The following is a 22,312-nucleotide window of genomic DNA, read 5'->3' as shown; positions in this document are numbered from 1 at the left end:
TGAGATGCTTAGGGGGTGACGTCCCTTTCAACGGAAGCACCCCGCACCGCGCTCAGCTGGAAACTATTACCGGCGGCGCTGCTTTCGCTGTCCGGCATTCCCCTCTTTGCGATGGGAAATGAACTGCTCGGCTACGGCTTGCTGCTGGCCAGTGTTGTCACCGCCGCCTTCGTTGACAGCCGGCTGATGCGGCACCTCGCGCTGATCGCGGCCGGCATGACCATCTTCAGCCTGGTGCCTCTCAATGCCGACCTCAGTACGGAGCACATGGCCCTGATGGGCGGAGCGCTCGCGCTGGCAGTGCTGGTGCCGTGGCTGGTGTCCCGCTTTGTGTATCGGGAAGACATCATCAAATTCCCCATCAACACCGGCAGGAAATGGCCCTTGGCAGCAAAGCTGTACTTGATGGGCGTCGTTGCCTTGGGCTATTTCATCCTGCCCGTCTACCTGATCAGCACCGGCGTGTACCAAAACTGGCCCGACGCCTCCGATCCCGACATCTTCTGGCGGCTCTTCCTGGGCGTTAACGCCGTAGGAATCTGGGACGAACTGTTCTTCATCTGCACCACGTTCACCCTGCTGCGACAACACTTCCCGGACTGGCTGGCGAACCTCCTGCAAGCTGTGGTTTTCTCCTCATTCCTGTGGGAAATCGGATATCAGTCCTGGGGTCCCTTGCTGACGTTCCCGTTCGCGTTGCTGCAGGGGTACACCTTCAAGCTGACCAAGTCGTTCACCTACGTGGTGTCAGTGCACCTGCTGTTCGACTTCGTGTTGTTCCTGGCACTGGTCCACGCCCACAACCGGGATTGGCTGCCGATCTTCCTGTACTAGAGATGGTCCGCTACCGGGGAGCCCGCAGCACCTGCCCACGCCTCTTCGGAAACCTCGATTTCCTGTGCCATGTCATCCAGGAAGCGCATCACGATCATCCGTTCTTCCGGAGCGAGACGGGCAGCCGCCAGAAAACGCTTGGCTTGCTGCCGTCCCACCGTCCGCATCGCAGCCTCGTGCGTTTCGGGGGTGATGGCTATGGCGAGGGCCCTCCGATCGGAGGGGTGGGCCCGTCGGGTGACATGTCCCGCGCGTTCCAACCGGTCGAGCAACTTGGTGGTTGACGCCGTCGAGATGCTGAGGCGGGAGGCTATTGCGCCGGGGGTGGCAATCACGCCATGGTTCGCGCAGACAATCAAATAGTGCAGTGCACGCATGTCTGATTGGTTGAGCTTCATGTACCTCAGGGAGGCGTCGGACAGCCGCTGTTCTGCCTCCCGCAGCCGCCCCAGGGCAGCCATGAGGTCACTGATCTGCTGGACATCCTCGTCGGAGAGACCGGATCGGTCCACTAATTCCGCGTGAGGATCGTTGGCGTCCAGATGATAAACGCCGGAGGAAACCGGGGTCCCGGCTTCTTCAGGAATCTCTTCAGGACTGGACATGATGAGTATGTTACACCCAACTTCCTACATGGTAGCCTTTCTTCTAGCTTGTCTAGCAATATTCAAGTCTCTCTAAGGCACCGGGTGTAGGAGGTAGGCGCAGGATGAATGCGACAGAGATGGTGGTCCTCCTGGACGACGCCGGAACACCCATCGGGGAGGCCGCAAAAGCGGGGGTGCACACACTGGACACACCCCTTCATTTAGCCTTCTCCTGCTACCTGCTCAACGATGCCGGCGAGGTCCTCCTGACCCGCCGCTCACCTGAAAAGAAGACCTGGCCGGGCGTTTGGACCAACAGTTTCTGCGGCCACCCGGCACCAGGCGAGGAATTCGAGGACGCTGTAATGCGGCGTGCGCAGTTTGAACTCGGAGTGGACGCCAAGAGGATCGAACTGGTCCTCCCGGATTTCCGCTACAGAGCCGTTGACCCCACTGGAATCGTCGAAAATGAGGTCTGCCCGGTGTTCATGGCCCGGATCAGCGGCCCCCTGCAGCCGAATCCAGCCGAGGTTGCTGACTGGGCGTGGATATCCCCGGCCCTGCTCGAGGATGCCCTGGCACACACGCCGTCCGCTTTCAGCCCGTGGCTTGCTCTGCAGTTCCCCCAGCTTCTGGAGGCGCGGGCATTGCCTTCACACGAGGGAGTCAAAGCATGACCGTCACCTCCGGATCCCTCCGAAGCCGCACCGACCTCTGCGGCGCGATCGAAAACGAGCTGACCGGACTGATCGGCAAGAGGGCCAGCGCCGCAACCGCCTACGGCCCCAACTTCGCCAGGCTGTGGGGCCTGGCCGGCCAGAACGTGCTGGGGGGCAAGTTCGTCCGCCCCTTGCTGCTCATGGAAACGTACGACTCCCTCTTGCAGCGCGGCTCATCACGGCCCGAACAAGAAGGCCGCGGCCAACGCGAAACCGCCATCAGCATCGCCGCCGCCATCGAACTCCTCCACTACGCCTTCCTCCTGCATGATGACGTGATCGACGGAGACCTCGTCCGCCGCGGACACCCCAACCTCATCGGGTCCCTCCTCGCAGAAACCGGCGAGCTCCCCCGTCCCGATGGCGGCCTTCACTGGGCCCAGACAGGCGGAATCCTGATGGGCGACATGCTGCTCGCCGCAACCCACCAAGCCTTCGCCCGCGCGGATCTCCCCCACGAATTACGGCTCCGCCTCCTGGATCTCCTGGAACACACCATCAACGAGACCGTAGCCGGCGAGCAACTTGACGTGGGCCTGGGCGACGGCGTCATTGCCCCGGACCTCGAGACCATCCTGGTGATGTGTGGATACAAAACCGCCACGTACACCTTCGAACTGCCGTTGCGTGCCGCCGCCGCGCTGGCCGGTGCGGACTTCGCCGTCGAGACTGCGCTTGCAACCGCCGGCCGGCATCTTGGCTTGGCCTTCCAGCTCCAGGACGACCTCCTGTCCACCTTCGGGGATCCGCGCCGCCATGGCAAGGATCCCTTTTCGGACCTGCGGGAAGGCAAGGAAACGGCCATCATCGCCCATGCGCGGACCACCAGCACGTGGCCGCACATCGCGCCCCTCTTCGGCAGGCCCGGACTCAACGGCGAGGAAGGCGAGCACGTCCGCCGCCACCTCACCGATTGCGGAGCAGAAGCATTTGTCCAGGGCCTCATCGAGGAACAAATGGCAGCGTTTAATCATCAGCTCACAAGCACCATTCCGCAGGACGCACGGAATGTCCTGCTTGACCTTGCGGGGCAGTTGGAAGGACGGCAATCATGAGCGTCGCCACCGATACCTCTTTCACCCATTTCACCCGGACGGCCGAGCGGGCCGCCAACCAGGTCATCGCCGCCTATTCCACGTCCTTCGGCCTGGCATGCAGGTTGCTGGGGCCCCGGCACCGCCAGCACGTCCGCAACATCTACGCCCTGGTGCGGGTGGCGGACGAGCTCGTGGACGGCGTCACCGCGGAAGCCGGGCTCAGCTACCAGGAACAGTGCGACGCCTTGGCCCACTTCATCGATGAGACCCACCGCGCGGTCAAGCTTGGCTACAGCAGCGATCTCATCATCCACGCCTTTGCCCAGACCGCCCGGACGGCGGGCATAGATGAGACCCTCATCGATCCCTTCTTCGCTTCCATGCGAACGGACCTCGGCGAGCGCACGTCAGCGGGCACTTCTGCGCAACAGCCGGCACCACTCCGTTTCGACGCCGATGCCCATGATGGCTACGTGCACGGCTCCGCTGAGGTTGTGGGGCTGATGTGCCTGCGTGTCTTCATGCGGGATGAAAACATCGACGACGGCGACGCCGCAGCTTTGCAGTATGGCGCCAGCAGGTTGGGCGCTGCGTTCCAGAACATCAACTTCCTCCGGGATCTGGCGGACGATACCTCCCGGTTGGGCCGCAATTACCTCAGCACTGCGGACCACCTCGAGGAGCACGACCGGGTGGAGTGGGTCAAGACAGTCCGGGCCCAGCTGGCCGACGCCAACGCCGTCATTCCGATGCTGCCACGCGATGCCAGGGCCGCTGTCCGGAGCGCGTTGGCGCTGTTCCAGGCCCTCACGGACCGGATTGAACAGACCACGGTGGACGAGCTGTATCGCTCAAGGGTCCGGGTGCCGGATGCCGTTAAAGCCGGGCTCGCCGCCCGGGCCGTCGCCTCAACCTGGATGGAGCTGCACCGATGACGCGGACTGTAGTGATCGGCGGTGGCATCGCTGGGCTCGCCACCGCTGCACTCCTTGCCCACGAGGGCCACGAGGTCCAGCTCCTGGAGCAGCGCGACCAGGTGGGCGGACGCGCCGGAAGCCTTGAACGGGACGGTTTCCGCTTCGACACCGGTCCCTCCTGGTACCTGATGCCCGGCGTCTTCGACCACTTCTTCAAGCTGCTCGGCACCAGCGCGGCGGAACAGCTGGACTTGCGGACGCTCAGTCCCGCGTACCGCATCTTCAGCGAGCCGGACCACGACGGCGGACGGCCGGTCCCGCTGACAGTGCCGCTGGGCAGCGATCAGGTTCTGGAAACCTTCGAGAGCGTGGAGCCCGGCAGCGCCAGGGAACTGACCTCCTACCTCGCGTCCGCGCGCCACACCACTGAAATGGCTGAACGGTTCTTCCTCTACAACCCGTTCACCAGGCTGCAAGGGCTGCTTCATCCGGAAGTGCTGCGGAGCCTGCCCAAACTCGCGCAACTGCTCCTGACACCGTTGGATAAGTACGTATCCCAACGGTTCCAGCACCCCGTGCTCCGGCAGGTCCTGGGATACCCGGCGGTGTTCCTTGGCACCAATCCTTCCGATGCTCCCGCCATGTACCACTTGATGAGTGCCCTGGACCTGGGCGACGGCGTGCAGTATCCGATCGGCGGATTCTGGGAGCTCGTGAGGCGACTGGAGTCGTTGGCGGTGGATGCCGGTGTCAGGATCCATACCGGTGCCGAAGCTTTGAAGATCACCACCCGCGAGGCGCCCCGGACCAGGAAGGTGGGCCGCTTCGATGGCGTGAAGCTCCCGCCTGCCCTGTCCGGGAAGGATTGCCGTGAAGTCACCGGGGTCAAGTGGCGCGACAACTCGGGCACGGAGCACTACAGCGTTGCGGACCTGGTGGTCTCCGGCGCCGACCTGCACCACACCGAAACCCAACTGCTGGGCGTCAGGGACCGGAGCTACAACAGCAGGTACTGGCAGAGCCGCACCAGCGGACCCGGCGCCGTCCTGGTGATGCTGGGCATCAAGGGTTCCCTGCCGGAACTTCCCCACCACTCCTTGTTCTTCACCCGCGATTGGGAGGCGAATTTCGCAGCCATCTTTGGCGAGGAGACCAAGATCCCGGATCCTGCTTCCATCTATGTCTGCAAACCCAGCGCCACCGACGCCGGGGTCGCGCCACAAGGGCACGAGAACCTCTTTGTCCTCGTCCCCGTCCCGGCCGATCCGCAGCTGGGGGCAGGCGGCCCCGACGGCAGCGGCGATGTCCTCATCGAACGAACCGCGGACGCCGCCATCGACCAGATCGCCCAGTGGGCCAACATCCCGGACCTCCGCGACCGTGTGGTGGTCAGGCACACCATCGGACCCGCTGACTTCGCTGATGAGTACAACTCCTGGCGCGGCGGCATGCTGGGACCAGCGCACACGCTGGGACAGAGCGCCATGTTCAGGGCGCAGAACGCCTCGAAGCGTGTGCAGGGCCTCTACTACGCCGGTGCCACCACAGCCCCCGGGGTAGGCGTGCCCATGTGCCTCATCAGTGCCGAGCTGGTCTTGAAACGGATCCGCGGCGACCACAGTGCCGGCCCTACCACTGTGAGGCCCGTAGCTAGCAGGATTGGCTGATGGGTGTTATCTACTTGGTGTCGTTGCTGCTGGGTATCACCTGCATGCTCCTGCTCGACCACCGCTTCCGTCTGTACTTCTGGCGGGGTCCTAAAGCAGCGGCGATCGTCACCGCCGTCGGGGTCTTGTTCCTTCTCGCCTGGGACCTGGCCGGGATCGGTTTGGGAATCTTCCTGCGAGGTGAAGGCACCATCGCCACGGGACTGTTGATCGCCCCGGAGCTGCCCATCGAGGAACCCGTCTTCCTGCTTTTCCTGGTGCTGTGCACCATGGTCCTCTACACAGGCGCCCGGCGGCTGCTTGACCGGGCACCGGCCACACGCAGTGCGAAACAGCGGGAGCACGTATGACGTACTTATGGCTCGCGCTCGCCTTCATCGTCGCGGCAGGAGCAGCCGGCGTGATCTTTGCCCGCCGGGGCGCGTATCCCGGCGAGGCCGGCAGGCATTGGAAAGCCGTAGGCCTGGCCTTCACGGCCTTGGCCGTCCTGACCGCGGTGTTCGACTCCGTCATGATCGGGATGGAACTCTTCCACTACGACGCTTCGCACATCCTCGGCGTCAAAGTAGGGCTCGCGCCGATCGAGGACTTTGCGTACCCGCTGGCCGGCGTCGTGGCGCTTCCCGGGCTGTGGATGTGGCTAACGCGAAAGCGCACGCAATCCAGCCAAAGCCGCACGGAACCGGGGCGCAAGGGCCTCGTCCCGCAGGCCTTGCTCGCCTCCCGCCCGGTCAGCTGGATCAACACCGCTTACCCGTTTGCCGCGGCCATGCTCCTGACCACCCGCGAGATCGACTGGGTCCTGGTCGTGGGCACCTTCTATTTCCTCATCCCCTACAACCTGGCCATGTACGGGATCAACGACGTCTTCGACTACGAATCCGACCTGAAAAACCCCCGCAAGGGCGGCATGGAGGGTGCACTCCTCCAACCCCATCTTCACCGCCCCATGCTGTGGCTCGCAGCGATCACCAACGTGCCGTTCCTGGTGGTCCTCGCCGTCGCGGGCGGTCCTGCCGCGTGGCTGAGCCTTGCCGTCAGTGCCTTCGCGGTTGTGGCCTACTCCGTGGCCGGGCTTCGCTTCAAGGAACGCCCGGTCTTGGACTCGCTGACGTCCAGTACGCACTTCGTCAGTCCCGCCGTCGTCGGCTTGACGCTGGCCGGTGCCGAGGTGACGCCTGGTCTCCTCATCCTGCTGCTCGCGTTCTTCCTGTGGGGCATGGCCGCCCATGCCTTCGGCGCCGTCCAGGACATTGAGCCTGACCGGCAGGCCGGCATCGGCTCCATAGCAACAGTCATCGGTGCCCGCCGCACGGTGCGGCTCGCCGTCGTGCTCTGGTTTGTTGCCGGCCTGGCGATGCTGGCCACGCCGTGGCCCGGACCGTTGGCGGCCATCATTGCCGTCCCCTACATCGCCAATTGCGCGCCGTACTGGAACGTGACGGATACGACGGCGGCGCGCACCAATGTGGCATGGCGACGGTTCATCTGGCTCAACTACGGGTCAGGATTCCTGGTGACGCTCATCGTGATCCTGCAGTGGAGCCTCACGTCATGACTGGGCTGGTTTCCCGGCATCAGGGCCCACAGGCTCTTCGTCGATGGTGTCCAGTGCTTCGCGCATGTGCTGCAGGAAGTTCACCACAATCTGCGACTCGTCCGGGCTCAACGCGCAGGCAGCGTCGAGCATCCGCCGGTGCATTCCACCAAGCGTGTGCCGCACTTCCTGGTCCGACCCCGGCGTTGCCTTCAGTATCAGCGCGCGACGATCGGTGGGATGGGGTTCGCGGCGAATATGGCCGGACTCCACCAGGCGGTCGATCAGCGTGGTCATGGAAGCCGACGTTATCCCTAGCTTGTCGCCCAGATCCTTCGGCTTCATCACCTTGCCCGCGGCTTCAGCTTCGAACAGGTAGCGCAGGGCCAGCAGGTCCTTCTCACCCATCCCCATGGAGGAACGGGTCCTGCGGCGCATCGCTTGCTCGGAAGCACGGTAATCGCGCAGGGCATTCAGCACGTCAATGGCAATGGCCTTCTGACCTGGGTCTTTGCCGTACCAATAGCCCTTTGCGTGGCCTTCCGAGTCCATCCGACGGTCCTTTGATAAACGTAAAGCTTGTCTTGCTAGCAATTTGATAGTAAGTCACGTACCCCGCGAATGCATGACGCCGCACATCCGCCGCCCCGCTCGTCCACAGCACGTCCCCCGCACGTCCCCTAGGAAAGAGGCTTTGCACATGGCAACAGTAAGCCCGGACCTCGCCCGGCAGATCACGGTTACCGTGAGCTTGGTGATCTGCATTGTTGGCTCGATGATCGGCGTCGGAGTCTTCGGCGGAACCCCGATCGCCCAGGCAGCGGGCGGTGCTTTGTCCGCCGACTCCACGCTCCTCGCCCCCGCAACCCCCGCCTTCTCCATCTGGTCCGTGGTGTACACCGGCCTGGTTGCCTACACGGTATGGCAGTGGTTGCCGTCCCAGCGGGCCAATCCGCGGCAGCGCTCCCTCGGCTGGATCGTGGCCTTGTCCATGGTCCTGAACGCCGCGTGGATCCTGTCTGTCCAGGCTGGCTGGCTCTTTGTCAGCGTGCTGGTGATCCTGGCCCTGCTGGTGACACTTGTCCTGGCGTTCCTTCGGTACAGCCAGAGCCGCGCCACTTCGTGGTTTGAGGCTGTAGCGGTGGACGGGACTCTGGGGTTGTACCTCGGCTGGACCAGCGTGGCCGTGTGCGCCAACATTGCCGCCGCTTTGAAGGCTTCCGGCTTCTCAGGCTTCGGGTTGCGGCCCGAGGTCTGGTCAGTGGCTGTGTTGGTAGTGGTGGCCGTTGTGGGCATCGCTCTGGCCATCAAGGGACACGGCCGCCTCGCTCTCGCAGCCGCCATTGCGTGGGGCCTGGCCTGGATCACAGTCGGCCGCAGCGCCGATTCACCCGAGTCATTCCCGACGGCGGTCGCGGCGGCTGTCGCTGCTGCGCTGGTTCTCGGTGCAGCGATCACGGTGAGGGCCCGGGTGGTGCTGGCTGGGGCCGGGGTTTCTGGTAGCCGGTAGCCGGTAAACCCTGCCTTGCTTCGCGACAGCAGGCGGCAGGGCAGGCGATGCCGGCTACTTGCGCGGTTTTCCACATAGGCGAAGTCAGGCCTGATATCCGGTTCTCCCGACTGGAAGAGTTGGGACATGGAGCGGATTCGGACCAGTCAGGCGGGCAACAACGCGATGCCCTTACCGGCCGATGCCTCGACGCCCTGGGAGTCTGCCCAGCCCGGTGCTACGTTGGCGGGCCTCGCGGCCGTTATTGGTTCCTTGCCCGCGAGCACCAGCAGCGGTGGGCTGGTCAATGAGATTCGTGCCCTGGAGGACCTGAAATCCGCGATCACTGCGCGTCAGGCCAGGGCCGCCGTCGCTTTGGATCTGGCTCAGCGCCGGGAGCAGGCCGAAGCAGGCGTTCCCACGGCAGAGCAAGGCCGCGGTGTAGCCGCCCAGGTGGCCCTCGCCCGACGCGAATCGCCGAACCGTGGATCCCGGCTGCTCGGACTTGCGCGGGCGCTTGTCATCGAGATGCCGCACACCATGGCCGCCCTCGAAACAGGTCAGCTCAACGAATGGCGTGCCACACTGTTGGTCAAGGAAACTGCGTGCCTCAGCATTGAAGACCGTGCCGCTGTGGATGAAGAACTGGCGCCGGACACGGGCACGTTCAACGGGTCCGGGGACCGGTCCATCATCGCCGCAGCCAAGGCCGCAGCCTACCGGCGCGACCCCCGCTCGGTCACCCAGCGGGCCAGTCACGCCGCCGCAGAACGCCGGGTCAGCCTTCGCCCGGCTCCGGACACCATGACAATCCTCACCGCTCTGCTACCAGTGGCTCAAGGCGTCGCCGCCTACGCTGCCCTTAGCCGACACGCAGATTCAGCCCGCTCGTCCGGCGACGGCCGAAACCGTGGACAGATCATGGCCGACACCTTGGTAGAACGGGTCACCGGAACACCTAGCGGGGTCGCAGGGATCGACCTCCAACTCGTCATGACCGACCGCACGCTCTTCCAAGGCGACAGCGAACCGGCCCGCCTCCAGGGTTACGGAATCGTCCCCGCTGAATGGGCTAGAGTTCTGCTGGCCGACGGGCCCACCGAGCCAGAGGGACAGCGCCAAGAATTCCGAGTGATGATCCGGCGACTTTACACTGCTCCGGGAAGCGGCGAACTCCTGGCCATGGACTCCAAAGCGAGGGTCTTCCCCCAACGATTACGGCGCTTCATCGAGGTCCGGGACGCCACCTGCCGAACCCCGTACTGCGATGCGCCTATTAGGCATATGGACCACGTGGTCCCTTGGCACAACGGCGGGACCACCACCCTGAACAATGGCGCGGGGCTATGCGAGGCATGCAATCACACCAAGGAAAACCCCGGCTGGAGCGCCAGTGTGCCGCACGGCCAAACGCACACCTTGGAAGTCCGCACCCCTACCGGGCACATCTATCAATCGAAGGCGCCACCTCTGCCTGGGCGCGAGGATGCGTCGCCACATGCTCCGCCGGACAGGCCACCCGCGTCGGAACGACACTGGGAGCCACAACTGCAGCATGCCCGGCAGACGTAATCCACGACAAAGTCATACACAGCCGCGTCGCAACAGCTGCTATGCCGGGCAGGCATCCTTCAATGCCTGAACGGACTCTGCCGGTACTTGGTCGCCGGCGTCGGCGATCTGACGGAGGGGCGTGGTGATATCGGAGGGGACGCCTGCGGCATCGGCGGCTGTCACCAAGCCGGCAAGTACCTGCTTGTCCTCGGCGCCCACCAAGCCGTCTTGGACAACGGCGCAGATCTGTTTGGTCACTTCGTCGGCAGCGGCGGTGGCAACCTTTGATGCGGCCTCACTGGCAGCGTTTCCGGCTGCTTCCTCAACGGCTCCGCAGCCCACGAGCAGCAGCAGAACGGGAACGGCGGACAGGGCTGCAAGTCGACGGGTCATGGGTCCAGCCTAGCAATCCTGCAGCAGAGCCTGCCGCGGCGTGGCTCCGCTGTGCCGGCAGTGCCTGAGGCGACCACCGACACAGCGCAGCAGCCCTAGCCTGCAATCAGTTCATTGACCGGGCCTTCGTGCAGGGCAAGGTAAACGTCGTCCCGGATCTGGTTCGCCTCTGGATCGGTCATTGTCCGGCCAAGCGGACGCATCACCACGCGTATCAGGGCGTTGGCCTGCCCGCGTCTAATGCGGAGCCGGTCCCGCGCCGCGGCCGGAAGCTGTCGGCAGGGAGTCAGCGCCAACAGCTCCACGCTTTCCAGATCCTCCGCCTGCTCCCCCAGAGCCGTACGAACCGTATCGCCAAGCAACTCATCGTCGATGTCCTCTGCAACCACGATTGAAATGTCCCTGCTGATGGAAGGCATCCGGGAGACAGCTTTCCACGGCGACAGGTCCAGCATTTGCCGTTGAATCCTCGGGTCCGCAGACCTCAGCAGCCTGATGTCGGGAATGCCCTTGCAAAGCATCAGGGCGCGGTCCAAACCCATCCCCAGCGCAAGGCCGCACCATTTTCCGGGATCAAGGCCCGCGTCCAGGAAAAGCTGCGGTGCCATGAGCCCACACTCCGCGAGTTCCAGCCACTCGCCACCCATCAGAACGTCAAGCTGCAAGCCCTCCGTCGTGTAAGGGTGGGAGGCCGGAACGGCACGCCACTCAGCGCCCGGGAATACAGCAGCCACCAAGGCACTGACCATTTCCTGAAGATGCCCGCCGTGCAGCTTTCCGGTGGAACTCACACGCCACAAGTCCACCTGGTGGGGCGTGCCCACATGGGTGCGATCAATGGAGTCCCGCCGGTAGACGAGGCCGGGGATCGCCCAGAGCTCGTCCACAACCTCGGCTGGATCAATCGCCCGCAAGAGCGTGGGGATGGACGCCGAGGTGTGGCTGCGCAGCATGACGGTGGGGCTGACATAGCGGGAGTATCGCTGGTCGCGGGTAATGTCCGCCCCGCTGAAACCCAAACGGTCATAGTTATCCGCAACGCTGACCAAGGGGCTGTGACGTATGGTTCTGCCGGGCACGCTCCACTGCGTCTGAAGGGCGTCCACCACGTCACGCAGGAGTTTCTGCATGGCATGCGGACCATGGTCGGGGTTGGCGAGGTCCCTGATGGTCAAAGCATGGTGAAGCTCGGCAGGGCTTAAATAGACAGGCATTTCTGGTCCTTAAGTTTCGGAGTGATTGGGTTCCTCCCCCGACTCACTCCGGCGCCAGGACCTAGGCGCGCGCCTTAGTGCCCTCGCGACCGGATACCGGTCGGGGGCAAGTAAATCGACGCATGGAGAGCATGGGCCGACTCTACCTCTGTCCGCCGCGAAGGCACAGGCCCCACCGAATGCCCCTTAAGGGGCCGTTTGCCGGCGTCGGAACCAGGCGTCGCCGATGCAGAAGGCACGACGACGGCGGACGCCGAAGTGGTCGGGCCGGGTGAAGCTTCCTGATGCGTACAGGCCACCAAGCCCGCAGGAAGGACTACCGCCCGGCAGACTCAGGTCATCCGGTGATCGGTGAGCCGATATACCGACACGTGGCTGCGGGACTCCGCGAAGATAACCGGGCTCGCTCACCTCCACCGTTCCGCCATGCCCGGGCGGCAGTGAACGCAATTGCGGCACCCAGAGCTCCACGACGAAGCGGCCGCCTGGAGCCAGGTGGTGGGCAGCGTTCTGGAAGCACCGCACTTGTTCCCACTATTGCAGCCGACGGCCAGGGAGTTGAAGAGGCGAGGCCCCACCTATGCTAGGGGGATGGGAGAAGAGACTGTGGACCACAAGGCCTTGGCCGTCTGCATGATTGATATCTCGTCCGACATTCGCCGCAAGTCACTCAACGAGACAGGCCTCCGCCCCATCTCGAATGGTGTGCTGGAAATCCTTCGTGTTATTGAAGGCCATCCGGGCGTCACCGTTGCCGAGGTGGCGGGCAGGCTCGGGCGGCAGCTGAGCAACGTCAGCTCGCAATTGCGCGAGCTCGTAGCTGCCGGCTTGGTCACGCGTGTCAAGGATGCCTCGGACAAGCGCTACGTTTCCCTCCATCCCACGGACGAGTCCAGACGGATCAAGGCGCTCCTGGAGGATGGATGGGCTGACGCGATCATCGCGGCGAGCGCCCGGCTGCTCCCGGAGGAACGCGAACAAATTGCAGCCAGCCTCCCGGCGCTGCAGCGGTTGGCTTCGTTCCTTTCGGAACCTGAACACGTATCCGGGCCCACTATTACTGCGGCGGCCGACACGACTCCTCCGGGCCGTAGCGGAACCAGTCCGGCAGCGCCGCGGTAAAGGCGTCGCGCAGTTCGGGGGTGTTGGTCACGGTCCAGTCCACCCGGCCTTTGACTTCCACCTCGTCTTTGTCCCATTCGAACCAGTTGATCATCTTCAGCTGCGGGAATTCCTGGTGTGTTGTGGGGCTGAAGAGTTGGTTCCACCAGGCTTCTTTGATAGCCCTCTCCGGCTCGCCGCCTGCTCCTGGAGCGAACAGTGCGGCCGTTTCGGGGATGGCTACCGGCTTGCCATGCTGCGTGCCGTACACGCCGTAGAAATCCGGAAGCAGACTGTCGTCGCCGTTGGCACCCTTGTAGTCGCCGGTAAGCTGATCCGCGAACTTGTTGGGCTCAGGGAGTTCATTTTCACCCCACGGGTAGGTGCTGCCCCAGTGATAGAGGGACATGCCAACCCAGTCCACAGCCTCGTCTCCCGGGTAGTAGGGGGCGTAAGCGTCGTCGTCCATGGCCAAGGCGCCGTCGCCGCTGGTATCCAGCGCCAGAAATTCGGGGGTGCCTGGTTTAGCTTCGAACTCTCCGCCCGCGAAAGGATATCCGCCCCCGTAATTGGGAGCCCACATCATGGCGGAACCCGGCGCGGTGGAGTGCACCGCCTTAGCCAGCGTTTGGAAAGCTTCTTTGTACTTTTGTGGCTGCTGGGACCAGGCGTACCAGGAGCCGTTCATTTCGTGGGCGAACCTGACAACCACGGGTACGCCGTCGTCGTTGAATCCGGCGAGGTCTTTCGCCAGTGCCGTAGCCGTTTCTTCAGTCACAGTGGAGAGTCCGTTGTGAGGTTCCAGGGTCAGCAGCATCATGTGCCCGTCGGCTCGAATCTGCTCCACTGCCCGCCGGAGATCGTCTTCGTCCTTGGCTGTGAGGGGAAACCCCGTGAAGGAGACGCTGACTGCGGGCTTGTGGCCAAGGTCGTTGGCGAAGGCGGCCAGCGGTTTGGAATGCCAGTCCAGGTTCACACCGAACAGGGCACCGGTGTCAGGGGCGAGGGCCGCCCGTGGGAGGACTTCACAGTTTTTCTCGCTGGAACCCGATTGCGCTTTTTGTTCCGCGAGGCCGTTGGCAAAGTTCACTCCCGCGATGCCGATCACGGCCAGGCCAATCACGGCAGGGAGCGTGAAGGCCCGCCTGAGCTCCGTCCGGTTGGCCTTGCGGGCATCGCCGCTCTCTTCGGGTTGTTCCCCCACAACAGCCACCAATCCTCTCCGACCTGCAGTTTCGTTCCATCCTAGGTACGTATCCCCCGAACGACCCCACTGGGACGAACGTCACGCCCGACAGGCTTATGCACGCCCATTAACATACTTATACTTTTATAAGTATTATTACTTTGAAGAATGGGTGACGCGTGGCATCGCAACTACTGGAGACATCGGGCGGACAAGCCCAAGCAAACACACCAGCCCCACCGGGCGTTAAGGCCAACAGCGGCTGGCGGGCTTTGCCCTTCCTGGCCCTGGCCCAATTCATGGTGGTCCTGGACGGCACCATCGTGAACCTGGCGCTCCCCCGCCTCCAGCTGGAAATGGGCATCAGTGACTCCACCCGCTCCTGGGTGGTCACTGCTTACGCTTTGGTCTTCGGCGCCTTCCTCTTACTGGGCGGACGCATCTCCGATTTCTGGGGACGGAAGCGGACCTTCATCACGGCCTCGGCAGGCTTCGCGGCGGCATCACTCATCGGCGGCTTGGCCCAGCAGCCTTGGGAACTCATCGGAGCCCGCGCGCTCCAGGGCATCTTCGCCGCCCTCCTCGCACCGGCGGCCTTGGCACTCCTGACGGTGGCCTTCCCCGGCGGCAAGGATCGCGGCACCGCCTTCGCCATCTTCGGCTCCATCAGCGGGGTCGGTGCAGCGGCAGGAGTTCTGCTGGGCGGATTCCTCACCGAATTCGTCTCATGGCGGTGGTGCTTCTTCGTCAACGTACCCATCGCAATCATCGCGCTGATCGGTGTGTGGATTTTGGTGGGAGAAAGCAAAGCGGGAGGCTCCACCAAATACGACTGGCCCGGCGTCGTTCTCGCCGCCTTGGGTCTGGGCTCGCTGGTTTACGGCTTCGCCAACGCCGAGCACGGCTGGGGTGCGGTGGAATCCTGGGGCTTCATTGCGGCAGGTGCGTTGTTGCTGGTACTTTTCGTCGCCGTCGAACGCAAGGTCAAGAACCCGCTGCTTCCGCTGCGCGTCGCCACCGAGCGCAACCGCGCCGCAGCGTTCCTGGCGTCCTTCCTCGCCGGAGCAGTGCTGATCGGCGGCATCCTGTTCATCAATTTCTACCTCCAGATCGTCCTGGGCTTCGCCCCGTTCGCGGCCGGAATCGCGTCCCTGCCCATGACGGTGGTGCTGATCATCACGGCGGGCGTTGTGGCGAAGAACCTGCCCCGGCTGGGCGCCAAGGTCCCCAGCGCACTTGGTCCGGTCTTCATGGCCGCAGCCATGCTGTGGCTCACCCAGGTCACGGCGGATGGGACCTATCCGGTGAACATGCTGCCCGCATTGATCCTCATGGGCATTGGGCTGGGCCTGGTCTTCGTCCCCATGCAGAACCTGGCCCTCTTCGGCGTGGACAAGGACGACGCCGGCGTGGCGAGCGCCCTGGTCAACGCTTCGCAGCAGATCGGCGGATCGCTGGGCATCGCACTCTTCAGTGCCATCGCAGCGGCTGCCACCGCGGCAGCGACCACTACAGCCGCCGGTGGCGGGCCCCTTGCGGCGCTGACCTCGGGCTATTCGATGGTGTTCCTTTGGGCAGCCGGGGTGGCGGTCTTGATAACCCCACTCGCGCTTCTCCTGATCAGGATCGACCGCAAAAGCTTCAGCGGAACAAGCGATACCCCGCACGTCCACCTGGGCTGAACAACCGGCGCCGCCACCTGCCTGGGTGGCGGCGCCCGTGTCTCCAGGACAGTTCCGATAGATACTGGGACCATGCACAATCAAGAGCTGCACTATCTGCACGGCTTGGACGAGTTGCTGGCGGACCCCGAATCCCTGACCATGGCGAGGGTTGCGGAATATCTCGCCACAGTTCGCGTGGCAACCGCAAACTGGTTCGGTCGGACCGGCCGCGCCGAACTTTCGGCTTGGATCGACCGTGACGGCACGGGCTGGCGCGTGTGGGACACTGACGAGCGCGCTGGGATCATGGACTTCTCAACACTTCGCACCGAGTCGGAAACAGAGGCGCTCGGCAGCTTTCTCCGCCGGGCGCGCCATCACTTCGATCAAAACAAAATGGCGGTCCGGCGCATCCCGTGACGAGGTCCGCCGGCCGCAGCCGCAGAACGGAATTTCAGATCACGACGGCGGATATCCCGCGTCATTATTGACATGACATAAGTCACATTCTGTAAGCTAATTTCAAAGTCAGGCATACGGCTTCCTTCGCCCTACCCGGGGAGGTCCCCCATGGCCCCGAATTCACTCAAGGCCGAGAATCTCATGGCCCATGGCGTCGCGCTCTCTGCGGCCACCATCGCCAGGCGACGGGCAGCCGCTCAACACGGCAACCACGGCGTGGCGAACAAACCCGACGCCCTCCTCGGAGCAATTGCTGTTCGGCAGTTGTTCCACCGCTGGCCGTTGGTGCCGTCGCGGGAGCTGGAACGCATCCGCCACGTACTGGTCCATTGCGACCAACTCGGATCACCCGACACTCATCACTTATCCGAACCAGCGCAGGCCCTGCTGGATTTGATCAACTGCGAGCTGGAGCGTCGACGTCTGCTGGCGAAACAAGCAACGGGAAAGCCGCCGGCAGCCGACGCAGTGGTGGCAGGCCAGACATCAGTCGCCCCGGACAAGGACGTCGCCTAACGCCGGCTGGCCCATGGCGTTGGCGCCCATGGGAGCCTGAAGCTCCCGGAGTTCCGCCAGGACGGCTGAACAGTGGGTGCATTGATCCGTGTGCCGCCTTATTTTGGCCTGCGCATTTCCGCTCAACCCGTTGCGGACGTACCTGCCGAAATGCCTCAGATAAGGTGCGCAGGACCGAATGGTGGGCTCGCCCACATGCTTCTGCAGGTACATCTGCCGGAGCCCCTCGCGTGCACGCATGGCCAAGGCGGACAAGGCGTTCGGGGTCAGCCCCAGCAACGGGCCGGCTTGTGCCGGCTTGAGGCCCTCAACGTCCACATACCAGAGCACATCCTGCCAGCGCCGGGGAAGTTCACGGAAGGCCCGCACCAAAATGATGCTCTCGTGGGTCCCCAGCACGTGATCGTCACCGGCAAAGGCCCGGGCATCCACCGTGCGTGAGTCGGTGAGGACCATCCGGGCGGACGTCTGGTTCTTTCGGTGGGCCATCCTGCGGATAGTGGTCAGGAGGTAGGGCCGGAATGACTCCACAGGGCCCCCACCCGCGATGATCGATTGCAAGACGGCGGCGAACGCTTCACCCACTATGTCCGCGGCGTCACCTGGGTTGTTTGATTCCGTGCGGGCCACGAAACCTCCTACCCGCCGGTACCGGATGAACAGTTCACCAAAGGCGGCAACATCACCTCCCCGCACCATCGCCAGCAGTTGTTGGTCGCTCAGTGGTTCTGTGGCAGCGGGGTCACCGCGGTTTGGGCATGGCATTGTTTGGACTGACATAACGGGCCTTTCAAGGGATGGACACGCCTGGACGGATCTGCAGGGATTGACGTGATGCGGCCGTGTTGAGGGCGCAGTCAAGGAAGGCCCCGCCCAATGCGCTCTGGCATGCATCGGGCGGGGCCGCGGGAAAGTTCTTGTGACGTTCCTGCGGGGGCGGTTGTTACGGGATGGCGGCCACGACGTCGATCTCCACCAGGAAGTCACCCAGGAATGAACCAACGGTGGTCCGCGCCGGGTAAGGGGCCACGACGTACTTTTCGTAGACGGCATTGAAGCCGTCAAAGTCGCGACGCGGGTGGTGCAGGTGGACGGTGGCTTTGATCACGTGGGAGAAGTCCAGGCCGTGCGCACCCAGGACGTGCCCCAGGTTCTCCATGGCTTGAACGGTCTGTTCCTCGATGGTGATCCCCACGCGCTCGTCCGTGATGGGATCATGCGGCGTCTGGCCGGCGGTGTACAGGAGCCCGTTGGCCACAATTGCCTGGGAGTAAGGGCCGGCCGGGCTTGGTGCCAGGTCTGTTGCGACGTGGAGACGGGTCATGATGGTGATGCCTTTCGTGGTGCTGAAGGAACCCTGCTGCTTACAAAACCTTGGAGAGGAATGCCCTGGTCCGTTCATGCCGGGGGCTGCCCAACACTTGCTCGGGCGGGCCGCTTTCCACCACCACGCCACCGTCCATGAAAACCACTTGATCGGCTACCTGTCGGGCGAACCCAAGCTCGTGCGTGACCACCACCATGGTCATCCCGGCCTCGGCCAGGGACTTCATGACGTCCAGGACTTCGCCCACCAGTTCGGGGTCAAGAGCGGATGTGGGCTCGTCGAAGAGCATCAGTTTGGGCTTCATGGCCAGCGCCCTGGCAATCGCGATCCGCTGCTGCTGCCCGCCGGAGAGCTCCTGCGGATAGGAGTCTCCGCGGGTGCCCAGGCCAACACGGTCCAACAGGGCCTGCGCTTCCACCACCACCTCACGGCGGGGCCGCCCCAGAACGTGCACCGGCGCTTCGATGATGTTCTCCAGCACGGTCATATGTGGGAAGAGGTTGAACCGCTGGAACACCATGCCTGCGTTGAGCCGTGAGCGGGCGGTTTGGCGTTCCTTCATCTCGTAAAGCTTCCCGTTGCGCTCGGTGTAGCCCACCAGGTGCTCGTCGACGTAGAGCCTGCCGGCATCAACTTTTTCAAGGTGGTTGATGCACCGCAGGAACGTGGTCTTGCCGGAACCGGACGGGCCAATCAGGCAGGTCACGGATCCCTTTTCAACCCTGAGGTCAATCCCTTTCAGGATTTCGATAACACCGAAGTTCTTCCGGACTCCCCGGGCTTCCACCATGGCGGTAGTCATCATGCTGTCCTTGTCTTGGGCTTGCGGGTCCGTCGCGGTGCCGAATCGAAACCGCGGCCGTACCTGCGTTCGAGTTTGTTTTGGAAGAAGCTCAGGACGGTGGTCATGAGCAGGTACCAGACGCTGGCAACAATCAGCAGCGGAATGGTCTGGTAGTTGTTCGCATAGATGATCTGCGCCGAGTAGAGCAGGTCCGAGATCGCCAGGACGCTCACCAGGGACGTGCCCTTCAGCATGGAGATGACCTGGTTGCCGGTGGGCGGCAGCACCACCCTCATGGCCTGCGGGAGGATCACCCGGTTCATGAGCTTCCCGCCGCTCATCCCCAAAGCGCGGGCGGCGTCGTACTGGCCCTTGTCCACGGAACCGATTCCGCCGCGGATGATCTCCGCCATGTAAGCGACCTCATTCAAGGACAACCCCAGCAGGGCTGCCCCCAACGGGGAAATCAGGACGTTCGCGGAACCCAAAACCATGGACGGTCCACCGAACGGAAGCCCGAAGGCAATGACTGGGTAGAGGGCCGCTATGTTGTACCAAAAGATCAACTGGACCAGCAGGGGTGTGCCCCGGAAGAACCAGATGTAGCCGCGGCTGATGGTGCTCAGGATGGGGTTGTCGGAGAGCCTCATGATGGCAAGCAACGTCCCCAGGGCTATGCCGACGGTCATGGACACCACAGTCAGCAGGATGGTCAGCCCGGCCCCGGCCAGGATCTGCGGGGCGAACAGATAGGACACCACCACGTCCCACCGGTACCGTTCGTTCACTGCGACGTCCCACGCGGCGCTGAGCGCCACCAGGATGAGGACCACTGCCAGGACCAAACGGACCGGATGCTTCAGCGGCACCACGGGAATCGAATCACTCGAAGCCGCTGTAACAGGCTCCTTGGTATCAGGAACTGAGGGTTGCTTTTGCATGGTTGTCACCTTTGACTGGGCGAATACTTACTGGGCGAAGTTGACGCGGGCTTCGGTGATGGCGCTGGTCTCCAGCCCGTACTTCCCGAGGACCTTGATGTAGGACTCACTCTTGATCACGGCGTCCAGGGCGGCGGAGACGGATTTCACCAGGCCGGACTCCTTGGGCACGCCCACCCCTACAGGAGCGAACTCGTACGTCCGCGCAATCTCGATCTGCGGGTTTTGGGTGGCAGCGAAGTTCAGGATGGGAGAATCGGCCAGCACCGTGTCCAGGCGTCCGCTGGTCAGCGCGGAGATCGCCTGCCGGGTGTCCTGGAATTCGCTCTTCTGGATTGCGTCCTTCCCGGCGGCAGCACAGGCAGCATCGTAGTCAGGAACGTTCACGGTCAGCTGGTACGAACCAGTGAGCAGCCCTACCTTCTTGCCGCAGAGCGCGGTTTCATCCTTGATGCCTGCCGGGTTGCCCTTGGGTACGGCGATCGCGTTGCCAATCTGCATGTAGTCAACAAAGTCCAGGACTTCCATGCGCTTCTCCGTGGGGGTCATGGAGGACACGGTCATGTCGTAACGGTTGGCCGCCAGGCCGGGAATGATGGAGTCGAAGTTGGCCACCTGGATATCGACCTTGACACCCAGCGCCTCACCGATGAGACGGGCCACGTCCGGGTTGGTTCCGGTCATTTCCTGCGTGCCTTCACGGTAAAACTGCGTCGGCTGCTCGTTGGTGGGTATGGCCACGCGCAGCACCTTGGACGCCTTGATGGACTCCGGCAGGAGGTCGACGGCGGCCTGGTTGACTTCCAGCGCAGGCACGCCCGTGCCTCCTGCTGCGGAACCGCCGGATGGACCCGACGTCGAGGCGTTGCCGGTGGGGCTGCAAGCCGTTACCGCCAGCATGAGCGCTGCCGACAGGACGACGGCAGGCAAACCACGTTTGGTTGGCCGGGTGGCTGGGACATTGTTCATTAGGGAGTCCTCATTTGTGCAAGGCCCATGGGGGCGGCCTTGTGAATACGGGTGGGTTGGGTGCGGGCGAACGCTTCGTTGCGGTGCCGGATCAAGTCCCGGCCTTCCGTGCGCAGTTCTTCGATGGTTGACACTCCGAGGAGCATCATGGTGCGGGTCATTTCGGAGCGGAACATTTGCAGGACGTGCGCCACGCCGGCTTCGCCGGCTGCGGCCAGTCCGTAAAGGTAGGGTCGTCCAATGGAGCAGGCATCCGCGCCCAGCGCCAGCGCCTTGACCACGTCGGAACCGCGGCGGATTCCGCCGTCGACGATGATTTCCACCTGGCCGGCGGCCCTTTCCACGATGTCCGGAAGGACATCCAGGGGAGCGGCCATGTGATCCAGTTGCCGTCCGCCATGGTTGCTGACCTGGATGGCGTCGATGCCCAGCGCAACGGCCAGCGCGACGTCGTTCGGGTTGACGACGCCCTTGAGGATGATCGGTCCGTTCCAGCGGGCCCGCAGATCCTGGATGTCGTCCCAATCCGTGGGCTCATAGGACCCGGCCAGAAGCGTGCGCCACATGTCCGGGGAACTGGCCAGCGGTCCTTCCGGAACGTCGGCATCCAGGTTGGGGAAGGCGATGGCGTCGTTGGCCAGGAATCCCAGGGCCCAGGCGGGGTGCAACATGCCCTCCACCACCGTCTTCGGCTTGATGGACGGGGGTGCCGTGAACCCGTTGCGGTAGTCGCGCTCGCGGTGGCCGATGGCCCGGCAATCAACGTTGACCAGCAGGGCTTCGTAACCGGCGTTGGACACGCGGTCCAGGACGGCTTGCAGCAGTCCCCTGTCCTGGGTGGGTTCCAGGTTGAACCACCGGCGGAGTCCCGGCGCCGCAGCGCTGACATCTTCCATGGTGGTGGTGCTGAGGTGGGCCAGTCCGTAGGGAATTCCTTCAGCGAGCGCAGCCCGGGCCACCGCGGACTCTCCCTCCGGGTGGAACAGCCGGGTACCGCCTGTGGGCGAGAGGGTCACCGGCATGGAAACCGGTCCGCCCAGGAGGGTTGAACTAAGGTCGAAGTTCTCCACCGATCCCCACTTGGGGAGGAAGGACCAGTCTTGGAACGAGGACTGGTTGCGGCGCAGTGAGACCTCGTCCTCGCCTCCACCTTCGATGTACTCGAAGATGCTCTTGGGCAGGCGCCTGGCAGCCAGCTTGCGCATGTCTTCCACGCTGTAGCACTTCCGGGACAGTCGTTCCGCGATGGATCGGGCTGGTCCCTGCACCGAGGCGAGCGCCTTGATGTCCTTGAGTTTCATGGGTTGGTCCTCTGCGTTCCTGCTGGGTTAGCCGCCCAGCTCCTTTCCCAATAGTGACGTAGATCTCCCCCGCGCCATATGTGAATTCCTCTATAAGATGCCGATTGGCCTTG

General features: G+C 63.6%; 24 protein-coding genes and 1 pseudogene. 13 read left to right on the top strand and 12 right to left on the bottom strand.

What is annotated here, in order from left to right; genetic code table 11:
• Positions 1-15: 15 nt before the first annotated feature.
• Positions 16-834, top strand: coding sequence for a CPBP family intramembrane glutamic endopeptidase (locus ABQM86_RS02505; protein WP_337340748.1), 819 nt, complete (start codon positions 16-18; stop codon positions 832-834).
• Here ABQM86_RS02505 and ABQM86_RS02500 read toward each other — a convergent pair.
• Positions 831-1,439: a MarR family winged helix-turn-helix transcriptional regulator gene (locus tag ABQM86_RS02500; RefSeq protein WP_207595953.1), complete on the bottom strand. Its 609-nt coding sequence runs from the start codon at positions 1,437-1,439 to the stop codon at positions 831-833. The two genes, ABQM86_RS02505 and ABQM86_RS02500, sit on opposite strands and share 4 nt — an antisense overlap.
• Positions 1,440-1,543: 104 nt before the next feature.
• Between ABQM86_RS02500 and idi the strand changes: the two genes are divergently transcribed.
• From idi to ABQM86_RS02470, 6 genes are read left to right on the top strand one after another with little or no spacing between them, the layout of a single operon-like run.
• Complete coding sequence (idi, locus tag ABQM86_RS02495) at positions 1,544-2,098, top strand: isopentenyl-diphosphate Delta-isomerase (protein ID WP_369745855.1); 555 nt, start codon at positions 1,544-1,546, stop codon at positions 2,096-2,098.
• On the top strand, positions 2,095-3,195 hold the full coding sequence (locus ABQM86_RS02490; RefSeq protein WP_280626139.1) for a polyprenyl synthetase family protein: 1,101 nt from the start codon (positions 2,095-2,097) through the stop codon (positions 3,193-3,195). The genes idi and ABQM86_RS02490 overlap by 4 nt, the downstream gene beginning before the upstream one ends.
• Positions 3,192-4,112, top strand: coding sequence for a squalene/phytoene synthase family protein (locus ABQM86_RS02485; protein WP_207595950.1), 921 nt, complete (start codon positions 3,192-3,194; stop codon positions 4,110-4,112). The genes ABQM86_RS02490 and ABQM86_RS02485 overlap by 4 nt, the downstream gene beginning before the upstream one ends.
• Positions 4,109-5,761 carry a phytoene desaturase family protein gene (gene crtI / locus ABQM86_RS02480; protein WP_369745854.1) on the top strand — a complete coding sequence of 551 codons (1,653 nt, stop codon included), beginning with the start codon at positions 4,109-4,111 and terminating at the stop codon, positions 5,759-5,761. Before ABQM86_RS02485 ends, crtI begins: the two co-directional genes overlap by 4 nt.
• Positions 5,761-6,111 (top strand): lycopene cyclase domain-containing protein, encoded by a 351-nt coding sequence (locus ABQM86_RS02475; RefSeq protein WP_369745853.1) that lies wholly within the window; start codon positions 5,761-5,763, stop codon positions 6,109-6,111. Before crtI ends, ABQM86_RS02475 begins: the two co-directional genes overlap by 1 nt.
• Positions 6,108-7,319 (top strand): prenyltransferase, encoded by a 1,212-nt coding sequence (locus tag ABQM86_RS02470; RefSeq protein WP_207595947.1) that lies wholly within the window; start codon positions 6,108-6,110, stop codon positions 7,317-7,319. Before ABQM86_RS02475 ends, ABQM86_RS02470 begins: the two co-directional genes overlap by 4 nt.
• Here the strand turns inward: ABQM86_RS02470 and ABQM86_RS02465 are convergent.
• Complete coding sequence (locus ABQM86_RS02465; protein WP_337340743.1) at positions 7,314-7,850, bottom strand: MarR family transcriptional regulator; 537 nt, start codon at positions 7,848-7,850, stop codon at positions 7,314-7,316. The genes ABQM86_RS02470 and ABQM86_RS02465 overlap by 6 nt on opposite strands.
• Before the next feature lie 148 nt (positions 7,851-7,998).
• On the opposite strand from ABQM86_RS02465, the gene ABQM86_RS02460 reads away from it, so the two are divergent.
• A complete protein-coding gene (locus ABQM86_RS02460) occupies positions 7,999-8,808 on the top strand; it encodes a tryptophan-rich sensory protein (RefSeq protein ID WP_207595945.1) in 810 nt (269 codons plus the stop codon).
• A gap of 126 nt (positions 8,809-8,934) precedes the next feature.
• Positions 8,935-10,359, top strand: a complete 1,425-nt coding sequence (locus ABQM86_RS02455) for a DUF222 domain-containing protein (RefSeq protein ID WP_369745852.1) — start codon at positions 8,935-8,937, stop codon at positions 10,357-10,359.
• A 39-nt stretch (positions 10,360-10,398) separates the two neighbouring features.
• On the opposite strand, the gene ABQM86_RS02450 is transcribed toward ABQM86_RS02455, so the two are convergent.
• From ABQM86_RS02450 to ABQM86_RS02440, 3 genes and pseudogenes are all read right to left on the bottom strand, one after another.
• Positions 10,399-10,734, bottom strand: coding sequence for a hypothetical protein (locus ABQM86_RS02450; RefSeq protein ID WP_089593344.1), 336 nt, complete (start codon positions 10,732-10,734; stop codon positions 10,399-10,401).
• Positions 10,735-10,829: 95 nt separating this feature from the next.
• Complete coding sequence (locus ABQM86_RS02445; protein ID WP_369745851.1) at positions 10,830-11,948, bottom strand: hypothetical protein; 1,119 nt, start codon at positions 11,946-11,948, stop codon at positions 10,830-10,832.
• Between the two features lie 390 nt (positions 11,949-12,338).
• A pseudogene (locus ABQM86_RS02440) lies at positions 12,339-12,479 on the bottom strand (SAM-dependent methyltransferase); the annotation flags it as partial.
• 60 nt (positions 12,480-12,539) lie between these two features.
• Between ABQM86_RS02440 and ABQM86_RS02435 the strand changes: the two are divergent.
• Positions 12,540-13,070: a MarR family winged helix-turn-helix transcriptional regulator gene (locus ABQM86_RS02435; protein ID WP_369745850.1), complete on the top strand. Its 531-nt coding sequence runs from the start codon at positions 12,540-12,542 to the stop codon at positions 13,068-13,070.
• On the opposite strand, the gene ABQM86_RS02430 is transcribed toward ABQM86_RS02435, so the two are convergent.
• Positions 13,006-14,253 (bottom strand): glycoside hydrolase family 26 protein, encoded by a 1,248-nt coding sequence (locus tag ABQM86_RS02430; protein ID WP_369745849.1) that lies wholly within the window; start codon positions 14,251-14,253, stop codon positions 13,006-13,008. The genes ABQM86_RS02435 and ABQM86_RS02430 overlap by 65 nt on opposite strands.
• Before the next feature lie 161 nt (positions 14,254-14,414).
• On the opposite strand from ABQM86_RS02430, the gene ABQM86_RS02425 reads away from it, so the two are divergent.
• The 3 genes from ABQM86_RS02425 to ABQM86_RS02415 all read left to right on the top strand — a co-directional run bounded on the left by ABQM86_RS02425 (position 14,415) and on the right by ABQM86_RS02415 (position 16,877).
• Positions 14,415-15,917, top strand: coding sequence for an MFS transporter (locus tag ABQM86_RS02425; RefSeq protein WP_369745848.1), 1,503 nt, complete (start codon positions 14,415-14,417; stop codon positions 15,915-15,917).
• Between the two features lie 72 nt (positions 15,918-15,989).
• The gene (locus ABQM86_RS02420) at positions 15,990-16,319 is read left to right on the top strand and encodes a hypothetical protein (RefSeq protein ID WP_369745847.1); all 330 of its coding nucleotides are present in this window, start codon (positions 15,990-15,992) and stop codon (positions 16,317-16,319) included.
• Positions 16,320-16,469: 150 nt separating this feature from the next.
• Complete coding sequence (locus tag ABQM86_RS02415) at positions 16,470-16,877, top strand: hypothetical protein (protein WP_369745846.1); 408 nt, start codon at positions 16,470-16,472, stop codon at positions 16,875-16,877.
• Here the strand turns inward: ABQM86_RS02415 and ABQM86_RS02410 are convergent.
• The 6 genes from ABQM86_RS02410 to ABQM86_RS02385 form a co-directional block, all read right to left on the bottom strand.
• Positions 16,848-17,657, bottom strand: coding sequence for an RNA polymerase sigma factor (locus tag ABQM86_RS02410; protein ID WP_369745845.1), 810 nt, complete (start codon positions 17,655-17,657; stop codon positions 16,848-16,850). The two genes, ABQM86_RS02415 and ABQM86_RS02410, sit on opposite strands and share 30 nt — an antisense overlap.
• Positions 17,658-17,820: 163 nt before the next feature.
• Positions 17,821-18,201, bottom strand: a complete 381-nt coding sequence (locus tag ABQM86_RS02405) for a RidA family protein (protein ID WP_207595938.1) — start codon at positions 18,199-18,201, stop codon at positions 17,821-17,823.
• A gap of 40 nt (positions 18,202-18,241) precedes the next feature.
• Positions 18,242-19,006 carry an amino acid ABC transporter ATP-binding protein gene (locus ABQM86_RS02400; protein WP_369746616.1) on the bottom strand — a complete coding sequence of 255 codons (765 nt, stop codon included), beginning with the start codon at positions 19,004-19,006 and terminating at the stop codon, positions 18,242-18,244.
• The gene (locus tag ABQM86_RS02395; RefSeq protein ID WP_369745843.1) at positions 19,006-19,929 is read right to left on the bottom strand and encodes an amino acid ABC transporter permease; all 924 of its coding nucleotides are present in this window, start codon (positions 19,927-19,929) and stop codon (positions 19,006-19,008) included. The genes ABQM86_RS02400 and ABQM86_RS02395 overlap by 1 nt, the downstream gene beginning before the upstream one ends.
• A gap of 27 nt (positions 19,930-19,956) precedes the next feature.
• A complete protein-coding gene (locus tag ABQM86_RS02390) occupies positions 19,957-20,898 on the bottom strand; it encodes an ABC transporter substrate-binding protein (protein ID WP_207595936.1) in 942 nt (313 codons plus the stop codon).
• Positions 20,898-22,199, bottom strand: a complete 1,302-nt coding sequence (locus ABQM86_RS02385) for an alpha-hydroxy acid oxidase (protein ID WP_207595935.1) — start codon at positions 22,197-22,199, stop codon at positions 20,898-20,900. Before ABQM86_RS02385 ends, ABQM86_RS02390 begins: the two co-directional genes overlap by 1 nt.
• Between the last annotated feature and the right edge of the window lie 113 nt (positions 22,200-22,312).

Origin of the sequence: Paenarthrobacter sp. AMU7, assembly GCF_041200195.1 — a bacterium.
GTDB lineage: Bacteria > Actinomycetota > Actinomycetes > Actinomycetales > Micrococcaceae > Arthrobacter.
This window is presented reverse-complemented; position numbering and strand designations above follow the sequence as displayed.